The organism is Micromonospora musae, from assembly GCF_003626545.1.
Lineage (GTDB): Bacteria > Actinomycetota > Actinomycetes > Mycobacteriales > Micromonosporaceae > Micromonospora > Micromonospora musae.
The window spans coordinates 162,961-180,528 of record NZ_RAZS01000013.1 but is presented as its reverse complement, the minus strand read 5'-3'; the positions used below and the strand labels follow the sequence as shown (position 1 = coordinate 180,528).

The following is a 17,568-nucleotide window of genomic DNA, read 5'->3' as shown; positions in this document are numbered from 1 at the left end:
GTCGTGCTGGCCGCCGCGCAGCGACTGCGGCGCAGCAGCGAGTTCGCCGCAGCGGTCCGGGGTGGCCGACGCGCCGGCCGTGGCGCAGTCGTGGTGCACCTGACCCTGCCGATCTCCCCCGAGGCGGCGACGTCGACATCGCCGGAGCCGGCGCGGGAAGCCGGCGCGGAGCACCCCTCCGTGCCGACCCGCGCCGGCTTCGTCGTATCCAAGGCCGTCGGACCGGCGGTGGTCCGCAACCGGGTCCGTCGGCGCCTGCGGCACCTGGTTCGGGAGCGGTTGGGCGAGCTTCCCGCGGGCAGCACCCTGGTCGTCCGGGCACTCCCCGAGGCCGCCGACGCCTCCTACCCACGGCTCGGCGCCGATCTGGACGACGCGATCGCGGCCGCCCAGAAACCCCGGAGGCGGCACCGGTGAGTGTCGGTTCGGCCGCCTTCCGGCCCCGCAGCCTGGCCGCCCGTGTGCTGATCGGGCCCATCATCGCGTACCGTCGTTGGATAAGTCCGGCACTGCCGGCCCGCTGTCGGTTCTACCCGTCGTGCAGTGCGTACGCCCTCGAGGCGGTGTCCCGGCACGGCGCGGTCCGCGGAACCTGGCTGGCGGTCCGGCGGTTGTTGCGCTGTCACCCCTTCCATCCAGGTGGGCATGACCCGGTGCCGGAGCCGGGCGGTCGCCGCCGTGCCGAAGTGACTGGAGCCTGAGAATTGAGTCTCGACTGGGTCTACTACGCGATTTCGTGGATCCTGCTGACCTGGCACTCGGCCTGGGATGCCATCGGGGTGCCCGTCGACGCCGTTCTCGGCACGAACTTCGCCTGGATTCTGGCGATCATCTTCCTGGTGGTCACCGTCCGGGTGATCCTCTTCCCGGTCTTCGTCAAGCAGATCAAGTCGCAGCGCGCCATGCAGGCGCTGCAGCCGCAGGTCAAGGCGCTGCAGGAGAAGCACAAGGGTGACCGGGAGACGCTCCAGAAGGAGATGATGGAGCTCTATCGGAAGGAAAAGGCCAACCCGCTCATGGGCTGCCTTCCGATGTTCCTCCAGATCCCCGTCTTCCTGGGCCTCTTCCACGTGCTGCGCCGGCTCGACCCGGCCAAGCAGGCCAAGACGCTGTACGGCTGGTCGGTCGACCAGTTCGACAGCGCCTCCAACGCGAAGCTCTTCACCGCGCCGATCGCCGGCAAGTTCGGCTCGACCGTCGACGAGCTGGCGCGCCTCGGCGCGAACGGCACCACCGTCAAGATCATTGCTGGCGTCCTGGTCCTGGTGATGATGGGCACCACCTACCTCACCAGCCGCCAGATGATCCTGAAGACCGGCTGGGCCGAGGACCCGCAGCAGCGGATGATCCAGCGCCTGATGCTCTACGGCATCCCGCTCTCTCTGCTCGTCTCCGGTGCGATCTTCCCCATCGGTGTGATCATCTACTGGGTCACCAACAACCTCTTCACCCTCGGCCAGCAGCAGTGGGTGCTCCGCAAGTACCCGCCGCCGGTCACCGCCAAGACCACCACGTCGGCCCGGAACCCGGTGCAGCCGGCGAAGACCGGTGGCCTCTTCGGTCGCAAGCCCGCCGCGCAGCCGCCGACCAAGGCCACCGCGCCGAAGGTCGCCGCTCCGAAGCCGGGCGCGAAGCCGGCCAACCCCAAGAAGGGGCGCCCCGCCAAGCGGCAGGGCTGACCTGATGCGGGCCGCCGCGGGAGACCGCCGGCGGCCCGTTTCCGCACCGTGCAGCCGCCGTACGGCCGGCGCCGAGCGGAACGCACCGCGCGCGACGCGGGCACGGGCGAAACTGCCCGTACAGACGTGCCCGTGGCACCGGCGACCTCCCGCCGGGCCTCGGGAGACCAACGGACCCGACGGTCCGGCCGAGCGAGTACGGAGATGAGACCGTGACCGATACCAGCATCCCCCGCGCCGACGAGTCCCTGGACGACGAGGCGACCACCCCCGTCGCCGTGGACGAGGAGATCGAGGAGGAGACCGACGTCGACGCCGAGGAGGCCAACGGCGCGGGCCGGGAGAAGAAGTCTCCGGCCGACAGCGAGCTGTTCCGGCAGAGCGAGATCGCGGCCGACTACGTGGAGGGTCTGCTCGACATCCTCGACTACGACGGCGACATCGACGAGTTGGTCTCCGCCGGTCGCCCGGTGGTCGAGGTCGTCGGCGGTCGGCTGCAGAGCCTCGTCGGCCAGCGCGGCGCCACCCTGGAGGCGTTGCAGGAGCTGACCCGGCTCGCCGTCTTCCGGCAGACCGGTACGCCGAGCCGGCTGCTGCTCGACGTTGGCGGCTACCGCGCCACCCGGCGCAAGGAGCTCGCGGCCGTGGCCCGCAACGCGGTGGAGAAGGTCAAGGAGTACGGCGAGGCGGTCCGGCTGGACCCGATGTCCGCCTTCGAGCGCAAGTGCGTGCACGACGTGGTCAACGCCATCGCCGGCGTGGAGAGCGAGTCGGAGGGCGTCGAGCCGAACCGCCGCATCGTCGTCCGGCCGGTGGACTGACCGGGTGACCCACGACGACGTCCCGACCGGCCCGGGTGGTACCTCACCCGGGCCGTCCGCTGTCCGGCCCGACGCACACTCCGCCGGCCCCGCCGACTCGCGATCGTCCGACGGCGGTGGCGCGGAGGCTCCCGACCCGACGGTCGCCGTCCTGCCGGTCGACCTGGCCGGCGCGGCCCGCACCCTCTTCGGCGACCGCCTCGACATCGCCGCCGCGTACGCCGAACTGCTCGCCACCGACGGGGTGGTGCGCGGTCTGATCGGTCCGCGCGAGGCACCCAGGATCTGGGACCGCCACCTGCTCAACTGCGCGGCGGTGGCCGAGCGGATCCCGGAGGGGGTCGAGGTGCTGGACGTCGGGTCGGGTGCCGGCCTGCCCGGAATCGTCCTGGCGATCGCGCGTCCCGACCTCGCCGTGACGCTGGTCGAGCCGCTGGCCCGGCGCACCTCGTTCCTGATCGAGGCGGTGGAGCGGCTCGGACTGGGTGGGACCGTCCGCGTGTTCCGTGGTCGGGCCGAGGAGGCGGCCACGGGTTCGACCGGGCTTGCCCCACTGCGCGCCGACGTGGTCACCGCCCGCGCGGTTGCCCCGCTGGATCGGCTCGCCGCCTGGTGCCTGCCGCTCGCCGTGCCGAACGGACGGCTGGTCGCGCTCAAGGGGGCGTCGGCCGCCGAGGAGATCGCCGAGCACGCGGCCGCGGTGGCGAAGCTCGGCGGCGGGGAGCCTGCCGTGCACCGGTGTGGCGTCGGCGTCATCGACCCGCCGACCACGGTCGTCGAGGTGGTGCGGGAACGGCTGGTAGGTCGGGCCCGCGCGGCGGCCGGCAAACGGTCCCAGGGCGGACGCTCCCGCCGTCGCTGAGGGGCGCGCCCGGATGCCGCCGCGTGGGGTTGCCGGTCCTGATGCCTGCACAGCTGTGACGCCTGTCGCCCCCCTGCGGGTGGAGGCGCCTCGGGCGCGCCGCAGGGCGGCGAATGACCAGCGGATCCGTTGTGGCACAAGCCTTTCCCGGTTGGTGCCTTGGTCGTTGAACCGGTGCGGGTGGAGGGAAGGGATGAGAACCCGACGTGGACCGGCCGCGCCCGTGCGCCGTAGGCTGACCGCGCGTCGATAGTGTGGAGCGGATGGCGACGGACGTTGACGGTCCCGGCCGCTCCCGCTGGCTACGGACACCGCGGAAGCGTGCGAGGGCGTGGCCAGTTGACGGGTGCGGACCGACCATCCGGAGCGGGCGGGGATGACAGGTGCATGACGACGGCAGGTACGACGACCCACGAGCGAACAGGTCGGCCAACGACCATGTTTCACGTGAAACCAGCTACCCCGGCTGGTCCCCTGACGGGTCCGGGTCGGAGCAGGCGGCGAATCGCCCGGCCGACCCCGCAGCCCGGCCGGTGAACGCACCATCGGAGTCGCGGTCCGCCGCGAACCGGCGCAACACCACGGCGTCGGCCCGATTCGAGCAGGCCGTCCCGCAGCAGCCCACCCCCGACGCGGTACGGGACGCGGCCGTCGCGCCCGACGCCCCCACCGTTCCGGCCGAGCCGTACGAGCCCGAGCCGGTTGACCCCTCGTACGTTTCACGTGAAACGGCCGAAGATGATGACCCACCGTTGGCAATGGAGGCGATGCGCGCCGTGCAGATCCTGAACCCCAGTGGCGAGGTGACGATGCCTCGACCGGAGCGGACCCGGGTCATGTGCGTCGCGAACCAGAAGGGCGGCGTGGGGAAGACGACCACCACCGTCAACCTGGCCGTGGCGCTCGCGCTGCACGGCAATCGGGTGCTGGTGGTGGACCTCGACCCCCAGGGCAACGCCTCGACCGGCCTGAACGTGCCGCACCACACCGGTGTGCCGGACGTCTACGACTGCCTCATCAACAGCCTGCCGCTGGAGGAGGTGGCCCAGCCGGTCGAGGGCATCCCGAACCTCTGGTGCGTACCGGCGACCATCGACCTCGCGGGTGCCGAGATCGAGCTCGTCTCAGTGGTGGCCCGGGAGTCCCGGCTCTCCCGCGCGATCGAGGCGTACCCGGGCCACTTCGACTACGTCTTCATCGACTGCCCGCCGTCGCTCGGCCTGCTCACCGTGAACGCTCTGGTGGCCGCGCAGGAGGTGCTGATCCCGATCCAGTGCGAGTACTACGCGCTCGAAGGGCTGAACCAGCTCATCAACAACATCAACCTGGTCCGCCAGCACCTCAACCCGCGGCTCGAGGTCTCCACGATCCTGCTCACCATGTACGACAGGCGTACCCGCCTCGCCGACGCGGTCGAGCAGGACGTCCGTAACCACTTCGGCGACAAGGTCCTCCGGTCGGTCATCCCGCGGAACGTACGCGTCTCCGAGGCGCCCAGCTACGGCCAGTCGGTGATGACCTACGATCCCGGGTCGCGGGGCGCGACGAGCTACTTCGAGGCGGCCCAGGAGATCGCCGAGCGCGGTGTCAAGGAACCGGTGGGCCGCAATGCGTAGTGCGGGGAAGTCGTCTGGAGGCGTGGCATGAAGAACCGTCCTCGGGGCGGCCTGGGTCGAGGCCTGGGGGCGCTCATTCCGACCGGCCCGGTGGCGGGCACCGGCACAGAGCTCGCCGAGCCGCCGAACGGTCTGCCGGCCGCGGAGCCGGCGGCCACCGGCGTGCCGATCTCGGAAGCCCCGGTCGTTCCGGCGCAGCCCGATTCGACGCTGAGCCCGGTGCCGGGAGCACGGTTCGCCGAGATCTCGGTCGACGCGATCGTGCCGAACCCGAAGCAGCCCCGACAGGTCTTCGACGAGGAGGCGCTCGAGGAGCTGAAGACCTCGATCCAGGAGGTCGGTTTCCTCCAGCCCATCGTCGTACGCCAGCTCGACGACGAGAAGTACGAGCTGGTTATGGGCGAGCGCCGGTGGCGTGCCGCCCAGGCGGTCGGCCGGGAGTCCATTCCGGCGATCGTGCGGGACACCCGGGACGACGCGATGCTCCGGGATGCCCTGCTGGAGAACATCCACCGGGCGAACCTCAACCCGCTGGAAGAGGCGGCGGCCTATCAGCAGCTGCTGGAGGAGTTCGGGGCCACCCACGAGGAGCTGGCCCGCCGGATCGGGCGTAGTCGACCGCAGATCTCCAACACCATCCGGCTGCTCAACCTCCCCGCTCAGGTGCAGCGCCGGGTGGCCGCCGGCATCCTCTCCGCCGGGCACGCCCGGGCCCTCCTGAGCCTCGACGACGCCGAGGCTCAGGAGCAGCTGGCCAAGCGGATCGTCGCCGAGGGTCTCTCGGTACGCGCGACCGAGGAGATCGTGGCTCTGGCCCTGAGCGACGGGCCGGCGAAGACTCCGGCGGCGAGAGCGCGTACGAAGCCGCACGCGCCTGCGCTCAACGATCTGGCCGACCGGCTCTCGGACCGTTTCGACACCCGGGTGAAGGTGGACATCGGCCGGAGCAAGGGCAAGATCACCATCGAGTTCGCCACGGTCGACGACCTGGAGCGGATCGTCGGGATCATCGGCGTCGAAGAGGAGACGCCCGAGTCCTGACTTGAACGCACCTGACGGCCGCATACCCTCGCCGGGTGTGCGGCCGTCAGGCTGTCAGGGCAGCCACGGACCCGCCCCTGCTGCCCTGCCGCGCGTATTCCGGCGAAGCCGGAACGGTCAGGCCGAGCTTCGGCAGCGCCGTTCGGTCCCGCGCCCCGCGAAGGTACGCGGCCCCGGGTCGGCCTGCCCACCTAGCGAACGGCAGCCCTGAACCCGCGATGATGCCGCCCTCACGAGTGACGTATGCGGCCGGAGGGGCGACGCCCGGGCACCCACCGCGACCCTCCTCGTTTCACGTGAAACGGAGGCGCCCGGGGCCTCCGGAGCGGGGTGCGGCCGGGGCGACGGCAGCGGGCGAACTTATCCACACCGGTTATCCACAGGCGACTGCCGTTTCACGTGAAACAGCGCGTGGAACCCCTTGCGTACCTGTGGATTACGCCCGAACACGGAGCCTCCGGGGGCCTGTGGATATCCCCGTCTCGGGCCCGCCGGGAAGGCTCTGGAGGGCCCGCCACAACGGTCGGTGCGGAGTAGGGACAGCGGTGCCGGACTCGACTAGGGTCACCCTCGTGCAAGACACCCCTCCCGCAGTTCCGGACTTCACCCAGTGGCCCTCGTTCCCCTTCGAGGGCGATCTTCGCGTCAAGCAACTCGACGATCCGGTCCCGGTCGAGCCGCCTCGCAAGGGCGAGGGCAGCCGGGAGTGCATCACGTGCAGCGCTCCCGACGAGGCGTACATCTGGGTCGGCGAGCGGTGGCGGGTACGCGCCATGGACCGGCCCACCGGTCTGCCGATGGTCCTCATCCTGGAGACCCGATCCCACCTCGACCTCGGCGACCTGCCGAACCTGCTCGCCGCCGAGCTGGGTGTGATGACGGTACGGCTGGAGCGCGCGATCCGGTCGCTGGACGATGTGGCCCGGGTGCACGTGAACCGGTGGGGCGACGGCTCAGCCCACCTGCACCTGTGGTTCCTCGCCCGCCCACGCGGCTATCTGCAGCTGCGCGGCACGTTCCTGTCCCTCTGGGACTCGATCCTGCCACCGATTCCCGAGGCCAAGTGGCGAGAGAACCTCGCGCTGGTCGCCGCCTGGCTCGCCGACTTCGGCGGCCGCCCGCTCGCGGAGCCGCCCCGGATCCAGTGGCAGGCGCCGTCCAGCATCGCCTCGTCGATTCCCGACACGGACGCCGAGGCCGCCGCGGAGACCTCGGTGATCGAGGCAGCCGAGGAGAGGCCGATCGACGACGAGCCGGCCGACGGGAACGCTGACGCCGACTTGGGTGCCGACCGCTCGGCCCTCGGCGCGGCCCAGGACGGCTGGGACGACGGCGACGCGAAGGCGCTTTCCCCGGGCGAGGTGCCCGTCAGCGGGGTCGAAACGGGGCGCCCGGTGGTTGAGGAGGCGACGGAGATCCCGACGCCTGTGGCGGGCTCTGCGGCCGCGGAGAACGCCTCGGACGGGGATGCCGGGCAGCAGCCGAAGGTGCCGTCACCGAGGCGCCCCGACGACGACGTAGCCGCGGCGAAGCCGACCACCGCCAGTTAGACCCTGCCGGAACTCGCCGGCGCCGGCCCGCCTCGGTCTGGTCGGTAGCGGTTCGACCGCGTCGATCGCGTCGGCCGGGTCGCACACGGGTCGCGCCGGTGTGACCCGTCGGCCTGGGCCGAGTGCGCGGGATCGGCGCGGATCCGGCCGCGAGCGTTCGGCCCGGGCCGCAACCGGGCCACCGTGCGGCCCCCGGTGTCGTACGGCGGGGGACGAGGCCTTAGCCGCACTGAGCCGAGGACCGCCCGCGACGGTGCGCCTGGGACGACTAGGTCAGGGCCGACGGGCGGCTGCGCGGGCCACGAGCGCGCTCAGCACCTGCCCGAAATCCAGCCCCGAGGCGGCGACGGCGAGCGGCAGCAGCGACGTCTCGGTCATCCCCGGCGACACGTTGACCTCCAGCACGTGCGGCTGCCCGTCGGCGTCGACGATGAGGTCGACCCGGGACAGGTCCCGCAGGCCCAGGGCGCGGTGCGCGGCGAGGGCCACCTCCGCCACGTTCGCCGCGACCCCGGAGTCGAGACGGGCGGGCGCGTGCCAGGTGGTCCGGCCGGCGGTGTACCGGGCGGCGTAGTCGTACACGCCGTTGCGGGGCACGATCTCCACCGCCGGCAGGGCCTGCGGGCCGTCGCCGAGATCGATGACGGAGACGGCCACGTCCATCCCCGGCACGTACCGCTCGACGAGCGCCGTCGAGCCGTACGCGAAACAACCCACCATGGCGGCCGGTAGGGCCGCGCTCTCCCGGACCACGGCCGCACCCAGGCCGGAACCACCCTGCGCCGGCTTCACCATCAGCGGGAGTCCGAGCCGGTCGGCGATCCGGTCGAGCACCGCCACGGCGCCCAACTCGGAGAAGCGGTCGTGCGGCAGAGCGACCCAGTCGGGGGTCGGGATGCCCGCCTCGCGGAGCACCGTCTTCGCCGAGGGCTTGTCCCAGGCCAGCCGGGACGCGCGGGCGTCACAGCCGACGTACGGGACGTCGCAGAGGTCGAGGACACCGCGCAGCGACCCGTCCTCCCCGGTCGCGCCGTGCAGGGCGATGACGACGGCGTCCGGCGGGTCGGCGGCCAACGCCGGCAGCAGCGCGATGTCGGCGTCCCGGAGCTCGACGTCCATGCCGACGGCCCGGAGCGCGTCGAGCACCCGGCGGCCGGAGCGCAGCGAGACGTCCCGCTCGTACGAGAGTCCGCCGGCGAGGACCAGGACGTGCAGGTCGTCGATTCCGGCGGGTTCGGTCAGCTCGGGGCGTTCGGCAGCGGTCTTACCCATGCCGGAATCATGCCAAGGCCGGACCCGGCGCGTCCGAACCGGCCCGGCGGCGGGGACCCTCGCCACGTACCGCGCCGAAGACCTGCCGCGTCGCGATCTCCTGCTCCATCACCCCGGCGAGCCGACGCACGCCCTCCCGGATCCGCTCCGGCGGCGGGAAGCTGAAGTTCAATCGCATGTGGCCGCCGCCGGAGCCGTCGGCGTAGAAGCCGGTGCCCGGCACGTACGCGACGCGGGCGGCGACGGCGCGCGGCATCATCGCCTTCGAGTCGAGGCCGTCGGGGAGCGTGGCCCAGACGAAGAGACCGCCGCCGGGCCTGGTCCAGCTGGTGCCCGCCGGCATCAGGTCGGCGAGCGCGTCGAGCAGCGCGTCCCGACGCTCCCGGTAGACCTCCCGGTAGACCTTCAGCTGCTCCCGCCACGGCATGGTGTTCAGGTACGTCGCCACGGCCGCCTGCGCGAAGCCGCTGGGGCAGAGGATCTGCGCCTCGCTCGCGATCACCAGCTTGTCGCGGACCGCGTGCGGCGCGAGGATCCAGCCCACCCGCAGGCCGGGAGCGAAGGTCTTGGAGAAGGTGCTGAGGTAGAAGACGCCCTCCCGCCGCCGGGCCCGCAGCGGGGCCGGCGCCTCGCCCTCGAACCCCAGCTGGCCGTACGGGTCGTCCTCGATCACGAGCAGACCGGCCCGCTCGCAGATGTCGAGGACCCGTTCCCGGCGCTCCTCGGTCAGCGTGACGCCGGCCGGGTTCTGGTAGGTGGGGATGGTGTAGAGGAACTTGACCCGCCGTCCGGCGCGGGCCTGTTCGGCGATGGCGGTCTCCAGCGCCTCCGGAATGAGCCCGTCGGAGTCCATCGGCACGTGGACCACCTGGGCCTGGGCGGCCTGGAACACCCCGAGCGCGCCGACGTAGGTCGGGCCCTCGGCGAGCACCACGTCGCCCGGGTCGAGGAAGAGTCGGGCCACCAGGTCGAGCGCCTGCTGCCCGCCGACCGTGACGACCACGTCGTCCGGCGACGCGCCGCAGGCGGCGTCGATTCCGGAGAGGGCCATCACCTCGCAGATTCCCTCGCGCAGCTCCAGCGTGCCCTGACCGATGCCGTACTGGAGGGTCGTCGCGCCGTGTTCGGAGCCGAGGCGGCCGAGCATCTCGCCCACCGCGTCCAGCGGCAGCGCGGCGATGTAGGGGGCGCCTCCGGCCAGCGACACGACCTCGGGACGACTCGCCACCGCGAAGAGGGCCCGGATCTCGGAGGCCGTCATGCCGCGCACGCGCCGGGCGTACCGGTCGGTGTAGTCGTCGAGCGTCGTGCCGGCCATGACATCACCTCGATCGCTAAGGCGGACTTCCGTCCCAGGCGTACCCCGGACACCGGCGACCATGGCGGCAGGGGACGCCGATTTTCGATCCTAGACCGCCGGGGCGGAGCTGGGCACCGGACATCAGGTGCGTCCACTCCCCGGACAGGTCACCCGCGCGGGGGGCGTTCGCGCGTCCCCTCCCGTACGGTCGGCCGGCGGCGTACGATCGCTCGTCGGGGGCAGGAAGGCGGCGCTGTCGTTCCGTGCCGGTTCACCACCGAGCCTAGTGTGGGGTGCGCCAATGTCGCGACGTCTGGTCAACCTGACCCTGGACACGCTGGAGGACCTGCCGCGCCCCTGCCGACAGTGCGTCTACTGGGAGCTGGATCCGGTCTCCGCCGACCGGGCCTGCGCCGCCGGTGATCCTGGCCTGGAGAAGGAGGCCTGGGTCTCCCAGACGCTGCTCGAGTGGGGGTCGTGCGGCAAGCTCGCCTACGTCGACGGCATGCCGGCCGGCTTCGTCATGTACGCGCCGCCGGCGTACGTTCCCCGCTCGATGGCCTTCCCCACCTCACCGGTCTCCGCCGACGCCGCGTTGCTGATGACGGCGAACGTGGTGTCGTCGTTCGCCGGTGGTGGTCTGGGGCGGATGCTCGTCCAGGGTGTCGCGCGGGACCTCACCAAGCGCGGGATCAAGGCGATCGAGGCGTTCGGCGACGCCAAGTTCGGTGACGCTCCGGACGATTCCCGGGCCTGCGTCGCGCCGGCCGACTTCTTCCTCTCCGTCGGCTTCAAGACGGTACGTCCGCATCCGCGCTTCCCGCGGCTCCGCCTGGAGCTGCGTACCGCGCTGAGCTGGAAGTCCGACGTCGAGTACGCGTTGGAGAAGCTGCTCGGCTCGATGAGCCCGGAGAGCCTGCTCCGCCCCGTCCGGCCCGCCGCGGCCACCCGGTCCGGCACGAACTGAGCAGCGCCTCGTCAGTCGACCACCGTGCCGGCCGCCACCACGGCCCGTAGCTCGCTGACGTCGATCGAGCCGGTCGGCACGTCCCGTTCGATCGGGAAGTACATCCGCTGCACGGCCGCCACGATCGCCTCGACGACCCGGTCGCGGAACCGCGGGTCGACCAGCCGGGCGCGGTCCGTCGGCGAGGTGAGGTAGCCGACCTCCACCCGGACGGCCGGCATCCGGGTCAACCGGAGCAGGTCCCACGCCTTGGCGTGGGTGCCGCAGTTCCGCAGCCCGGTACGCGCCACGATCTCCCGCTGCACGAGCCCCGCCAGCCGTTCACCGGTCGCCGAGGTCACCCCGTTGTCGGTGCCGTAGTGGTAGGTCGCCACGCCGTCGGCGGCGGGATTGACGTGCCCGTCGGTGTGCAACGAGATGAACACGTCGGCGCCGAGCGCGTTGGCCAGCTGGGCCCGGTCGGTGTCCGGCAGGCACTCGCCGGGGGCGGGGCCGCGGGTGAGCTGTACCCGCACCCCGGAGGCCGCCAGCCGCCCCTCCAGCCGGCTCGCCAGGTCGTGCACCAGCTCCGCCTCGGTCCAGCGCAGCGTCCCGTCCGGCACCACCACGCCGGGGTCGGTGCCGCCGTGCCCCGGGTCGATGACCACGGTACGGCCGACGAGGGTCGGGCCGGACTGCCGGATCGCGTCGGACTCGCGAAGCCACTGGGGGCGCCCGCCGACCACCTTCCGGCCGAGCCGGCGTAGCGCGTTCATGGTGTGCGGCCCGCACGCGCCGTCCGGGGTCAGGCCGACCTCCCGCTGGAACTGGGCGACCGCCCGGGAGGTCCGGATGCCGTAGATGGCGTCCGCCCGGCCCGCGTCGTACCCCATCTCCAGCAGGCGTTCCTGCAGGGAACGGACGTCCTCGCCGGTGAGCGGCTCGGGCACCGCGTGGTAGAGGGTGCGCGCGCCGAGCCGCCAGCGGGCCGCCTCCAGGGCTCGCCACGTCTCCGCGCCGACCCGGCCGTCCACACTCAGACCGCGGGACTGCTGGAAGGCGCGTACCGCCCGCTCGGTCGTGCTGTCGAACTCGTCGAGCTGCGCGCCGTCCGCGGGCGGGAGCAGGTCGAGACCGGCCAGGACCGTACGGATCTCCGTGACCGCAGGCCCGCGGTCACCGGGACGGATCGGACGCACGCACGACCCCCTCTGCACGGATGCTGGCTGGCCGGGCGGCCCGTGCTTGAGGTTATGCGTTCCGGCCCGGTGAGGTGGCTCGCCCGGCGAAAAAACGCGACCCCGCACCCGGGTCAACCGGGTACGGGGTCGCGGCGTAAGCGGTGGTCAGAGCGCCGATTCGATCAGCTTGAGCAGCTCGCCCTTCGGCCTGGCGCCGGCCACGGACTGCACCGGCTGGCCGTTCTTGAAGATCGTCAGGGTCGGCACCGACATCACCCGGTACGCCCGCGCGGTCTCCGGGTTCTCGTCGATGTTGACCTTGACGATGGTGACCTGGTCGCTCATCTCGCCAGCGATCTCCTCGAGCAGCGGCGACACCTTGCGGCACGGGCCGCACCACTCGGCCCAGAAGTCGACCAGCACCGGCTTGTCGGACTGCAGGACGTCGCTGACGAAGCTCTTGTCGGTGACCGCCTTGGTTGTTCCCACTATGGCCCTCCTCCGGGGGTTGTTTCGGTTCTCAGCCCTGCAAAGTCGCGATGAAGCGCTCGGCGTCGAGGGCGGCGGCGCAGCCCGTACCGGCGGCGGTGATCGCCTGCCGGTAGGTGTGGTCTACCAGGTCTCCGGCCGCGAACACGCCAGGCACGCTGGTCCGGGTGCTGGGGTCCTGCACCTTCACGTACCCCTCGTCGTCGACCTCCACCTGCCCACGGAAGAGTTCGCTGCGCGGGTCGTGGCCGATCGCCACGAAGACGCCTGTCACGTCGAGCTGCTTGGTCTCCCCGGTGTGCACGTTCCGGAGGCGGACGCCGGTGACCTTGCCGTCGGCGCCGAGGACCTCCTCGACCACGCTGTCCCACTCCACCTTGATCTTGTCGTTGTTCAGCGCCCGGTCGGCCATGATCTTGCTGGCGCGGAACGAGTCACGCCGGTGGATGATGGTCACCGAGTCGGCGAAGCGGGTGAGGAAGCTCGCCTCCTCCATCGCCGAGTCACCACCGCCGACGACGACGATGTGCTGGTTACGGAAGAAGAAACCGTCACAGGTCGCGCACGACGAGACGCCGTGGCCGAGGTACTCCTGCTCGCCCGGCACGCCCAGCGGCCGCCAGGCGGAACCGGTGGCGAGGATGACCGCGTGCGCCCGGTAGGCGGTTTCGCCGACCCAGACGGTGCTGACCGCGCCGGAGCCGGTGTCGCCGGTGTCCACCAGCTCGACCCGGGTCACGTCGTCGGTCAGGAACTCGGCGCCGAACCGCTCGGCCTGCTTGCGCATGTTGTCCATCAGCTCAGGGCCGAGGATGCCGTCGGCGAAGCCGGGGAAGTTCTCCACCTCGGTCGTCGTCATCAACGCGCCACCCGACTGCACGCCCTCGATGATGAGGGGCTTCAGGTTGGCGCGTGCGGCATAGACCGCCGCCGTGTAACCGGCCGGCCCGGAGCCGATGATGATCAGGTTGCGGACCTCGTCCACTGCCGTCTCCCGAGTTGTGTGTGTTTCGGCATCGACGCGCGCACGATGCCGATCCGAGTTACCGGCGCCTGAAGGTGCCGGCAGCTACTTGCGAAACGTCATCGTACGAACCGGGAATTCCCGCGCCGGTCGTTCGGTGGGTCAGGTCACGCGGATGCCCGAACGCCCGGATGACCGTGAACTCACCCTACCCGCGTGCGGTAGCGGGTGTCCGCGCCGGAGCCCGGCACTCCGCACTCCGGTCCGGTCACCCAGGCCCACCGGGCACCCGCCGCGTCGGTGAAGCGTACGACCAGGGCCTGCTCCCCCTGGAAGGCCGCGTAGTCGACCAGATCGGCCACGAGCGGACCCCCCCGGTGCTCCAGGGCGATCTCGCTCAGGCAGGTGTTGAGGGCCGCCGGGTCGGTGAGCCGGACGAGCCGGTCCCTTCCGTCGGGCGCCGACATCCGGTCGCCGTTCGCGTCGCCGGCACTCCGGTTGGTCGGGGCCGGGTTGCCCTCCAGGGTCTTGGGCAGGTCGGAGGCGAAGACCGAGCCGAGGTTCTGGGGTGTGTAGTCGGTGCCGCTGCGCAGCGACGGCCCGGTGGTCCGGACCGGCGCGGCCGCCGCCTCGGGAGCGTTCGCGGGCGCCTCCAGCGCGGTGCCGGACGTCCCGGTGTCGTCGCCACCGCCGGCCAGCCGGTCGAGGCCGATGCCGACGGCCACCACGGCGACCGCGGCCAGCGCCACCGGACCGGCCATCCGGATCAGACGCCGCCGCCGGCGGCCGGGCCCGGTGGCCACGCCCCGATCCGAGCGCGGTACGCCGGCAGCCGGCCGGCGCGGACCGCCCTGCGCCGGAACGAGCGGGCTTCCGCCCGGCCTGGAGGGCTCCTCCGTGGGCGTACCGGACGTCGCGCCTCCGTCGAACCCGGCGCCTTCGCCGGGAGCGGTCTCCGCGTCCAGGTCCGGCTGAGTGGGGGCGTCGTCGACCGCGGATCGGCCGGTCGCGAGTTCATCGGCTGGCGGAGGTGCCGCGGCGAGCGCCCCGGTGATCCTGTCGACGACCTCCGGCGGCATCTCGGCCACCGGCTCCCCCCAGCGGGCCAGGTCCCCCTCGACGGCCGCCACGGCCGGTGCGAGCCGCGCGTACGCCTCGGCCCAGGCGACGTCCTCGGCGACCAGCCGCGCGACCACCACGTGCTCCGGCGTGCCGTCCAGCGCGCCACCGAGGTAGTCGGCGAGCAGGTCGTGGTCGACCTCCCGGAACCGCCCGACCGTCACGAGTCCTCCTGCTTGGCGTCCCGCCGGGATCGCCCCGACCCCGATCCGACGCCGTCGGCCCGGCGCGGGTTCCCCAGCGTGACCGGGGGCACGTCGGAGCCGCCGCCGACCGGCGTCGCCACGTCACCCGCCGTGGGGCGGAGGTGACCCAGCAGCACGGCCAGCCGAGCCCGGCCCCGGGAGCAGCGGCTCTTCACCGTCCCCTCCGCCACGCCGAGGATCTTCGCCACCTCGGCGACCGGGTAACCCTGCACGTCCACCAGGACGAGCGCGGCACGCTGCTCCGCCGGCAACGCGGCGAGCGCTTCCCGTACGACCAGCGCGGTGTCGTGGTCGTGCGTCGGGGCGGCCGGCTCCACACCTCCCGTGGCGGATCCGCTGTCGGTGCGTACCCCGTCGGGCAGCGGCACCGTCGGATGAGCCTGCCGGCGGCGGATGCGGTCGAGGCAGGCGTTCACCACGATCCGGTGCAGCCAGGTGGTGACGGCCGAGTCACCGCGGAACCGGCTCGCGGCCCGGTGGGCGGAGAGCAGGGCGTCCTGGAGCGCGTCGGCGGCCTCCTCGCGGTCGCCCATCGTCCGCAGCGCCACCGCCCAGAGACGGTCGCGGTGCCGGTGGAAGAGCTGAGCGAAGGCATCCCGGTCGCCGGCGACGTGCGCGCGCAGCAGCGCCAGGTCGTCGGACGGGTCGGCGGGCCCGGCCGGAGTGGGCGGACCCGCCGAAGGCGCGGTCGTCGTACGGGTCTCGCGCTCCTCCATCACTACGTCCGGCGGAGGCGGTGCCCGGAGCGCGGTGGCCGGCTCACGACCCCTGAACCGTGATCTCCTGGACCCCGAGCCGGAAGCCGCCGTCGTCCTCGGCCGGCAGCTGGGTGACCCAGAAGAAGAGGTACTGGTACTTCTGGTCGGCGTTGAAGCCGTCGAAGGCCATCGTGGTGCCGTCGTGCTCCTCGAACGGCTGCCCGATCCGGGTCTTGAAGTCGCGCAGCACCTGCTTGTCACCGGAGGAGGTGGACGGCGGGTTGGTCGTACCCGCGTAGAGCGCGGCGGTCGCGCCGGTGGCGGAGAGGGTGACCTGTACGGACTTCACCGTGTGCGGGGCGCCGAGGTCCAGCCAGACCCCCATGCCGCGCTTGAGGTTGCCGTACTTGTTGTTCGGGTAGTTGTCGGTCCGCCAGCCCTTGTCCTTGTCGCCGTCGGTGATCTTGTCGGCGTCATCCAGCTCGTCGCGCTTGGTGCTGTCCGGGTCGATGATACGGACGTCCTCGATGCGCAGCGGACCGACGGCCGCGGCCGGCGGGTCGGCCTGGGCGGGCGCGCTGGAGCTGGGCGCGGCCACCGGGTTGGTCTGCGGGTCCTTGTCGTCGCCGCCCAGGGTGCTGATGCCGATCAGGAGACCGACCAGGGCGACCGCCAGCAGCCCGGCGATGCCGATGGCGACCTTGCGGCCGCCCGCGGCGGCCAGCGGCGACGGCTCCTCCCCGGCCTCGGCGGAGAAGCGCAGCGGGCCGCTGTTCTCGAGGAACTGATCCTCGGCCGGCACGTCGAGCCGGGCCAGCTCGGCGGAGAGCACGTCCGACGACGGCGGAGCGATCTCGGTGTCGAGCAGGTCCATGGTCAGGTCGTCCAGGTAGGCGGGCACGCCCGCGCGTACCTGCCGGGGCGCGGCGAGCGCGCCGTCGGCGTCCCGGACCGCGTCGGCGATGCCGGCCCGGCCGTGTCCGGCGGTGGCGCCCCGCAACGGAGCCTCGGTGTGCGGCCAGTGCCCGGTCAGCGCGAAGTAGAGGAGGCCGCCGACCGCGCGGACGTCGTTCTCCTGGCTGTCGTCGCCATCGGTACGCGCGTCGGCCAGGACCACCCGGCCGTCGTCGGAGATCATGACGGTGCCCGGGTGCACGTTCCCGTGCACCATTCCGGTGGCGTGGACGGCCGCGAGGGCGCTGGCGACGGCGGCACCGATCGCGGTCGCGCGAGCCGGGTCCAGCGGCTCGTCGGCGACCATCTCGCGCAGGGACTGGCCGTCCACCCACTCGCGCACCACGTACGCCCGCTCGTCCTCGTCGATCGCGTCGTAGACGCCGACGAGGTTGGGGTGAATGACCCGGCTGGCCGCGACGGCGGCCTGAAGCATCTCGGTGGCGGAGTCGCCGCCCGGGTAGCGCAGCACGACCGCGACGGGGCGGCGCAGCACGACGTCGACACCTCGCCAGACCAACCGCCCGGCGCTGTCGTTGTTGATGTGCTCGACCAGCTCGTAACGCTCGGCGAGGATCTCACCGGTCGTGGGAGCACCGAAGGTCATGACCGGCGGAGCGCTCTCGTCCGCGTCCTGACCCTCGCCGACCTGAGTCACCCGTCCTCCCTCGGTGATCGTGTCGATCGATGGACCCGCGCTGCTGGGCATGTGGCTTCCCGCTCTGCCTTCGAAGGAACCGGCCGACCGGTGTCGGCGCGAGCGCCGCCGCCTGCCGTACCCGTCGAGAGCGACCTTACCCGGGTTGCCCGCCTCCCCGACATGTCATCTTCCCGCCGTACCCGGCGGGGCGCCGGGGGTGGAACGCTTCG

The 17,568-nt window shown here is 72.3% G+C and carries 17 protein-coding genes; 9 read left to right on the top strand and 8 right to left on the bottom strand.

Translation table 11 applies throughout. The features are described 5' to 3' along the window. The first annotated feature begins 3 nt into the window (after positions 1-3). The 8 genes from rnpA (at position 4) to D7147_RS28400 (ending at position 7,569) form a co-directional block, all read left to right on the top strand. Positions 4-417, top strand: coding sequence for a ribonuclease P protein component (gene rnpA / locus D7147_RS28435; protein WP_120683110.1), 414 nt, complete (start codon positions 4-6; stop codon positions 415-417). Between the two features lie 44 nt (positions 418-461). Next, positions 462-701 (top strand): membrane protein insertion efficiency factor YidD, encoded by a 240-nt coding sequence (gene yidD / locus D7147_RS28430; RefSeq protein ID WP_222864393.1) that lies wholly within the window; start codon positions 462-464, stop codon positions 699-701. Positions 702-704: 3 nt separating this feature from the next. Further along, on the top strand, positions 705-1,679 hold the full coding sequence (gene yidC / locus D7147_RS28425) for a membrane protein insertase YidC (protein ID WP_120683105.1): 975 nt from the start codon (positions 705-707) through the stop codon (positions 1,677-1,679). A gap of 212 nt (positions 1,680-1,891) precedes the next feature. Next, positions 1,892-2,500, top strand: coding sequence for a Jag family protein (locus tag D7147_RS28420; RefSeq protein WP_120683102.1), 609 nt, complete (start codon positions 1,892-1,894; stop codon positions 2,498-2,500). Between the two features lie 151 nt (positions 2,501-2,651). After that, the gene (rsmG, locus tag D7147_RS28415) at positions 2,652-3,362 is read left to right on the top strand and encodes a 16S rRNA (guanine(527)-N(7))-methyltransferase RsmG (protein ID WP_233563542.1); all 711 of its coding nucleotides are present in this window, start codon (positions 2,652-2,654) and stop codon (positions 3,360-3,362) included. A 383-nt stretch (positions 3,363-3,745) separates the two neighbouring features. Continuing rightward, complete coding sequence (locus D7147_RS28410) at positions 3,746-4,978, top strand: ParA family protein (RefSeq protein WP_120683097.1); 1,233 nt, start codon at positions 3,746-3,748, stop codon at positions 4,976-4,978. A 27-nt stretch (positions 4,979-5,005) separates the two neighbouring features. Beyond that, a complete protein-coding gene (locus D7147_RS28405) occupies positions 5,006-6,019 on the top strand; it encodes a ParB/RepB/Spo0J family partition protein (RefSeq protein ID WP_120683095.1) in 1,014 nt (337 codons plus the stop codon). A gap of 572 nt (positions 6,020-6,591) precedes the next feature. After that, positions 6,592-7,569 carry a hypothetical protein gene (locus D7147_RS28400; RefSeq protein WP_233563536.1) on the top strand — a complete coding sequence of 326 codons (978 nt, stop codon included), beginning with the start codon at positions 6,592-6,594 and terminating at the stop codon, positions 7,567-7,569. Between the two features lie 273 nt (positions 7,570-7,842). Here D7147_RS28400 and D7147_RS28395 read toward each other — a convergent pair whose 3' ends face one another. Together D7147_RS28395 and D7147_RS28390 are read right to left on the bottom strand one after the other, a co-directional pair. Then, a complete protein-coding gene (locus tag D7147_RS28395) occupies positions 7,843-8,841 on the bottom strand; it encodes a D-alanine--D-alanine ligase family protein (protein ID WP_120683093.1) in 999 nt (332 codons plus the stop codon). 7 nt (positions 8,842-8,848) lie between these two features. Beyond that, complete coding sequence (locus D7147_RS28390; protein ID WP_120683091.1) at positions 8,849-10,159, bottom strand: aminotransferase-like domain-containing protein; 1,311 nt, start codon at positions 10,157-10,159, stop codon at positions 8,849-8,851. Positions 10,160-10,442: 283 nt separating this feature from the next. Here D7147_RS28390 and D7147_RS28385 point away from each other — a divergent pair, with 283 nt between their 5' ends. Further along, entirely contained in the window at positions 10,443-11,108 is a 666-nt protein-coding gene (locus D7147_RS28385; RefSeq protein WP_120683089.1) for a GNAT family N-acetyltransferase, read from the top strand. 11 nt (positions 11,109-11,119) lie between these two features. Here the strand turns inward: D7147_RS28385 and D7147_RS28380 are convergent, their stop codons facing one another. From D7147_RS28380 to D7147_RS28355, 6 genes are all read right to left on the bottom strand, one after another. Continuing rightward, positions 11,120-12,286: an N-acetylmuramoyl-L-alanine amidase gene (locus D7147_RS28380; protein WP_120683087.1), complete on the bottom strand. Its 1,167-nt coding sequence runs from the start codon at positions 12,284-12,286 to the stop codon at positions 11,120-11,122. 147 nt (positions 12,287-12,433) lie between these two features. Continuing rightward, complete coding sequence (trxA, locus tag D7147_RS28375; protein WP_120683085.1) at positions 12,434-12,757, bottom strand: thioredoxin; 324 nt, start codon at positions 12,755-12,757, stop codon at positions 12,434-12,436. A 31-nt stretch (positions 12,758-12,788) separates the two neighbouring features. Then, positions 12,789-13,742: a thioredoxin-disulfide reductase gene (trxB, locus tag D7147_RS28370; RefSeq protein ID WP_120683083.1), complete on the bottom strand. Its 954-nt coding sequence runs from the start codon at positions 13,740-13,742 to the stop codon at positions 12,789-12,791. Positions 13,743-13,924: 182 nt separating this feature from the next. Beyond that, positions 13,925-15,004: a hypothetical protein gene (locus D7147_RS28365; protein ID WP_120683081.1), complete on the bottom strand. Its 1,080-nt coding sequence runs from the start codon at positions 15,002-15,004 to the stop codon at positions 13,925-13,927. Beyond that, a complete protein-coding gene (sigM, locus tag D7147_RS28360; RefSeq protein ID WP_120683079.1) occupies positions 15,001-15,762 on the bottom strand; it encodes an RNA polymerase sigma factor SigM in 762 nt (253 codons plus the stop codon). The genes D7147_RS28365 and sigM overlap by 4 nt, the downstream gene beginning before the upstream one ends. A 43-nt stretch (positions 15,763-15,805) precedes the next feature. Further along, on the bottom strand, positions 15,806-17,407 hold the full coding sequence (locus tag D7147_RS28355; protein ID WP_120683077.1) for a protein kinase family protein: 1,602 nt from the start codon (positions 17,405-17,407) through the stop codon (positions 15,806-15,808). Between the last annotated feature and the right edge of the window lie 161 nt (positions 17,408-17,568).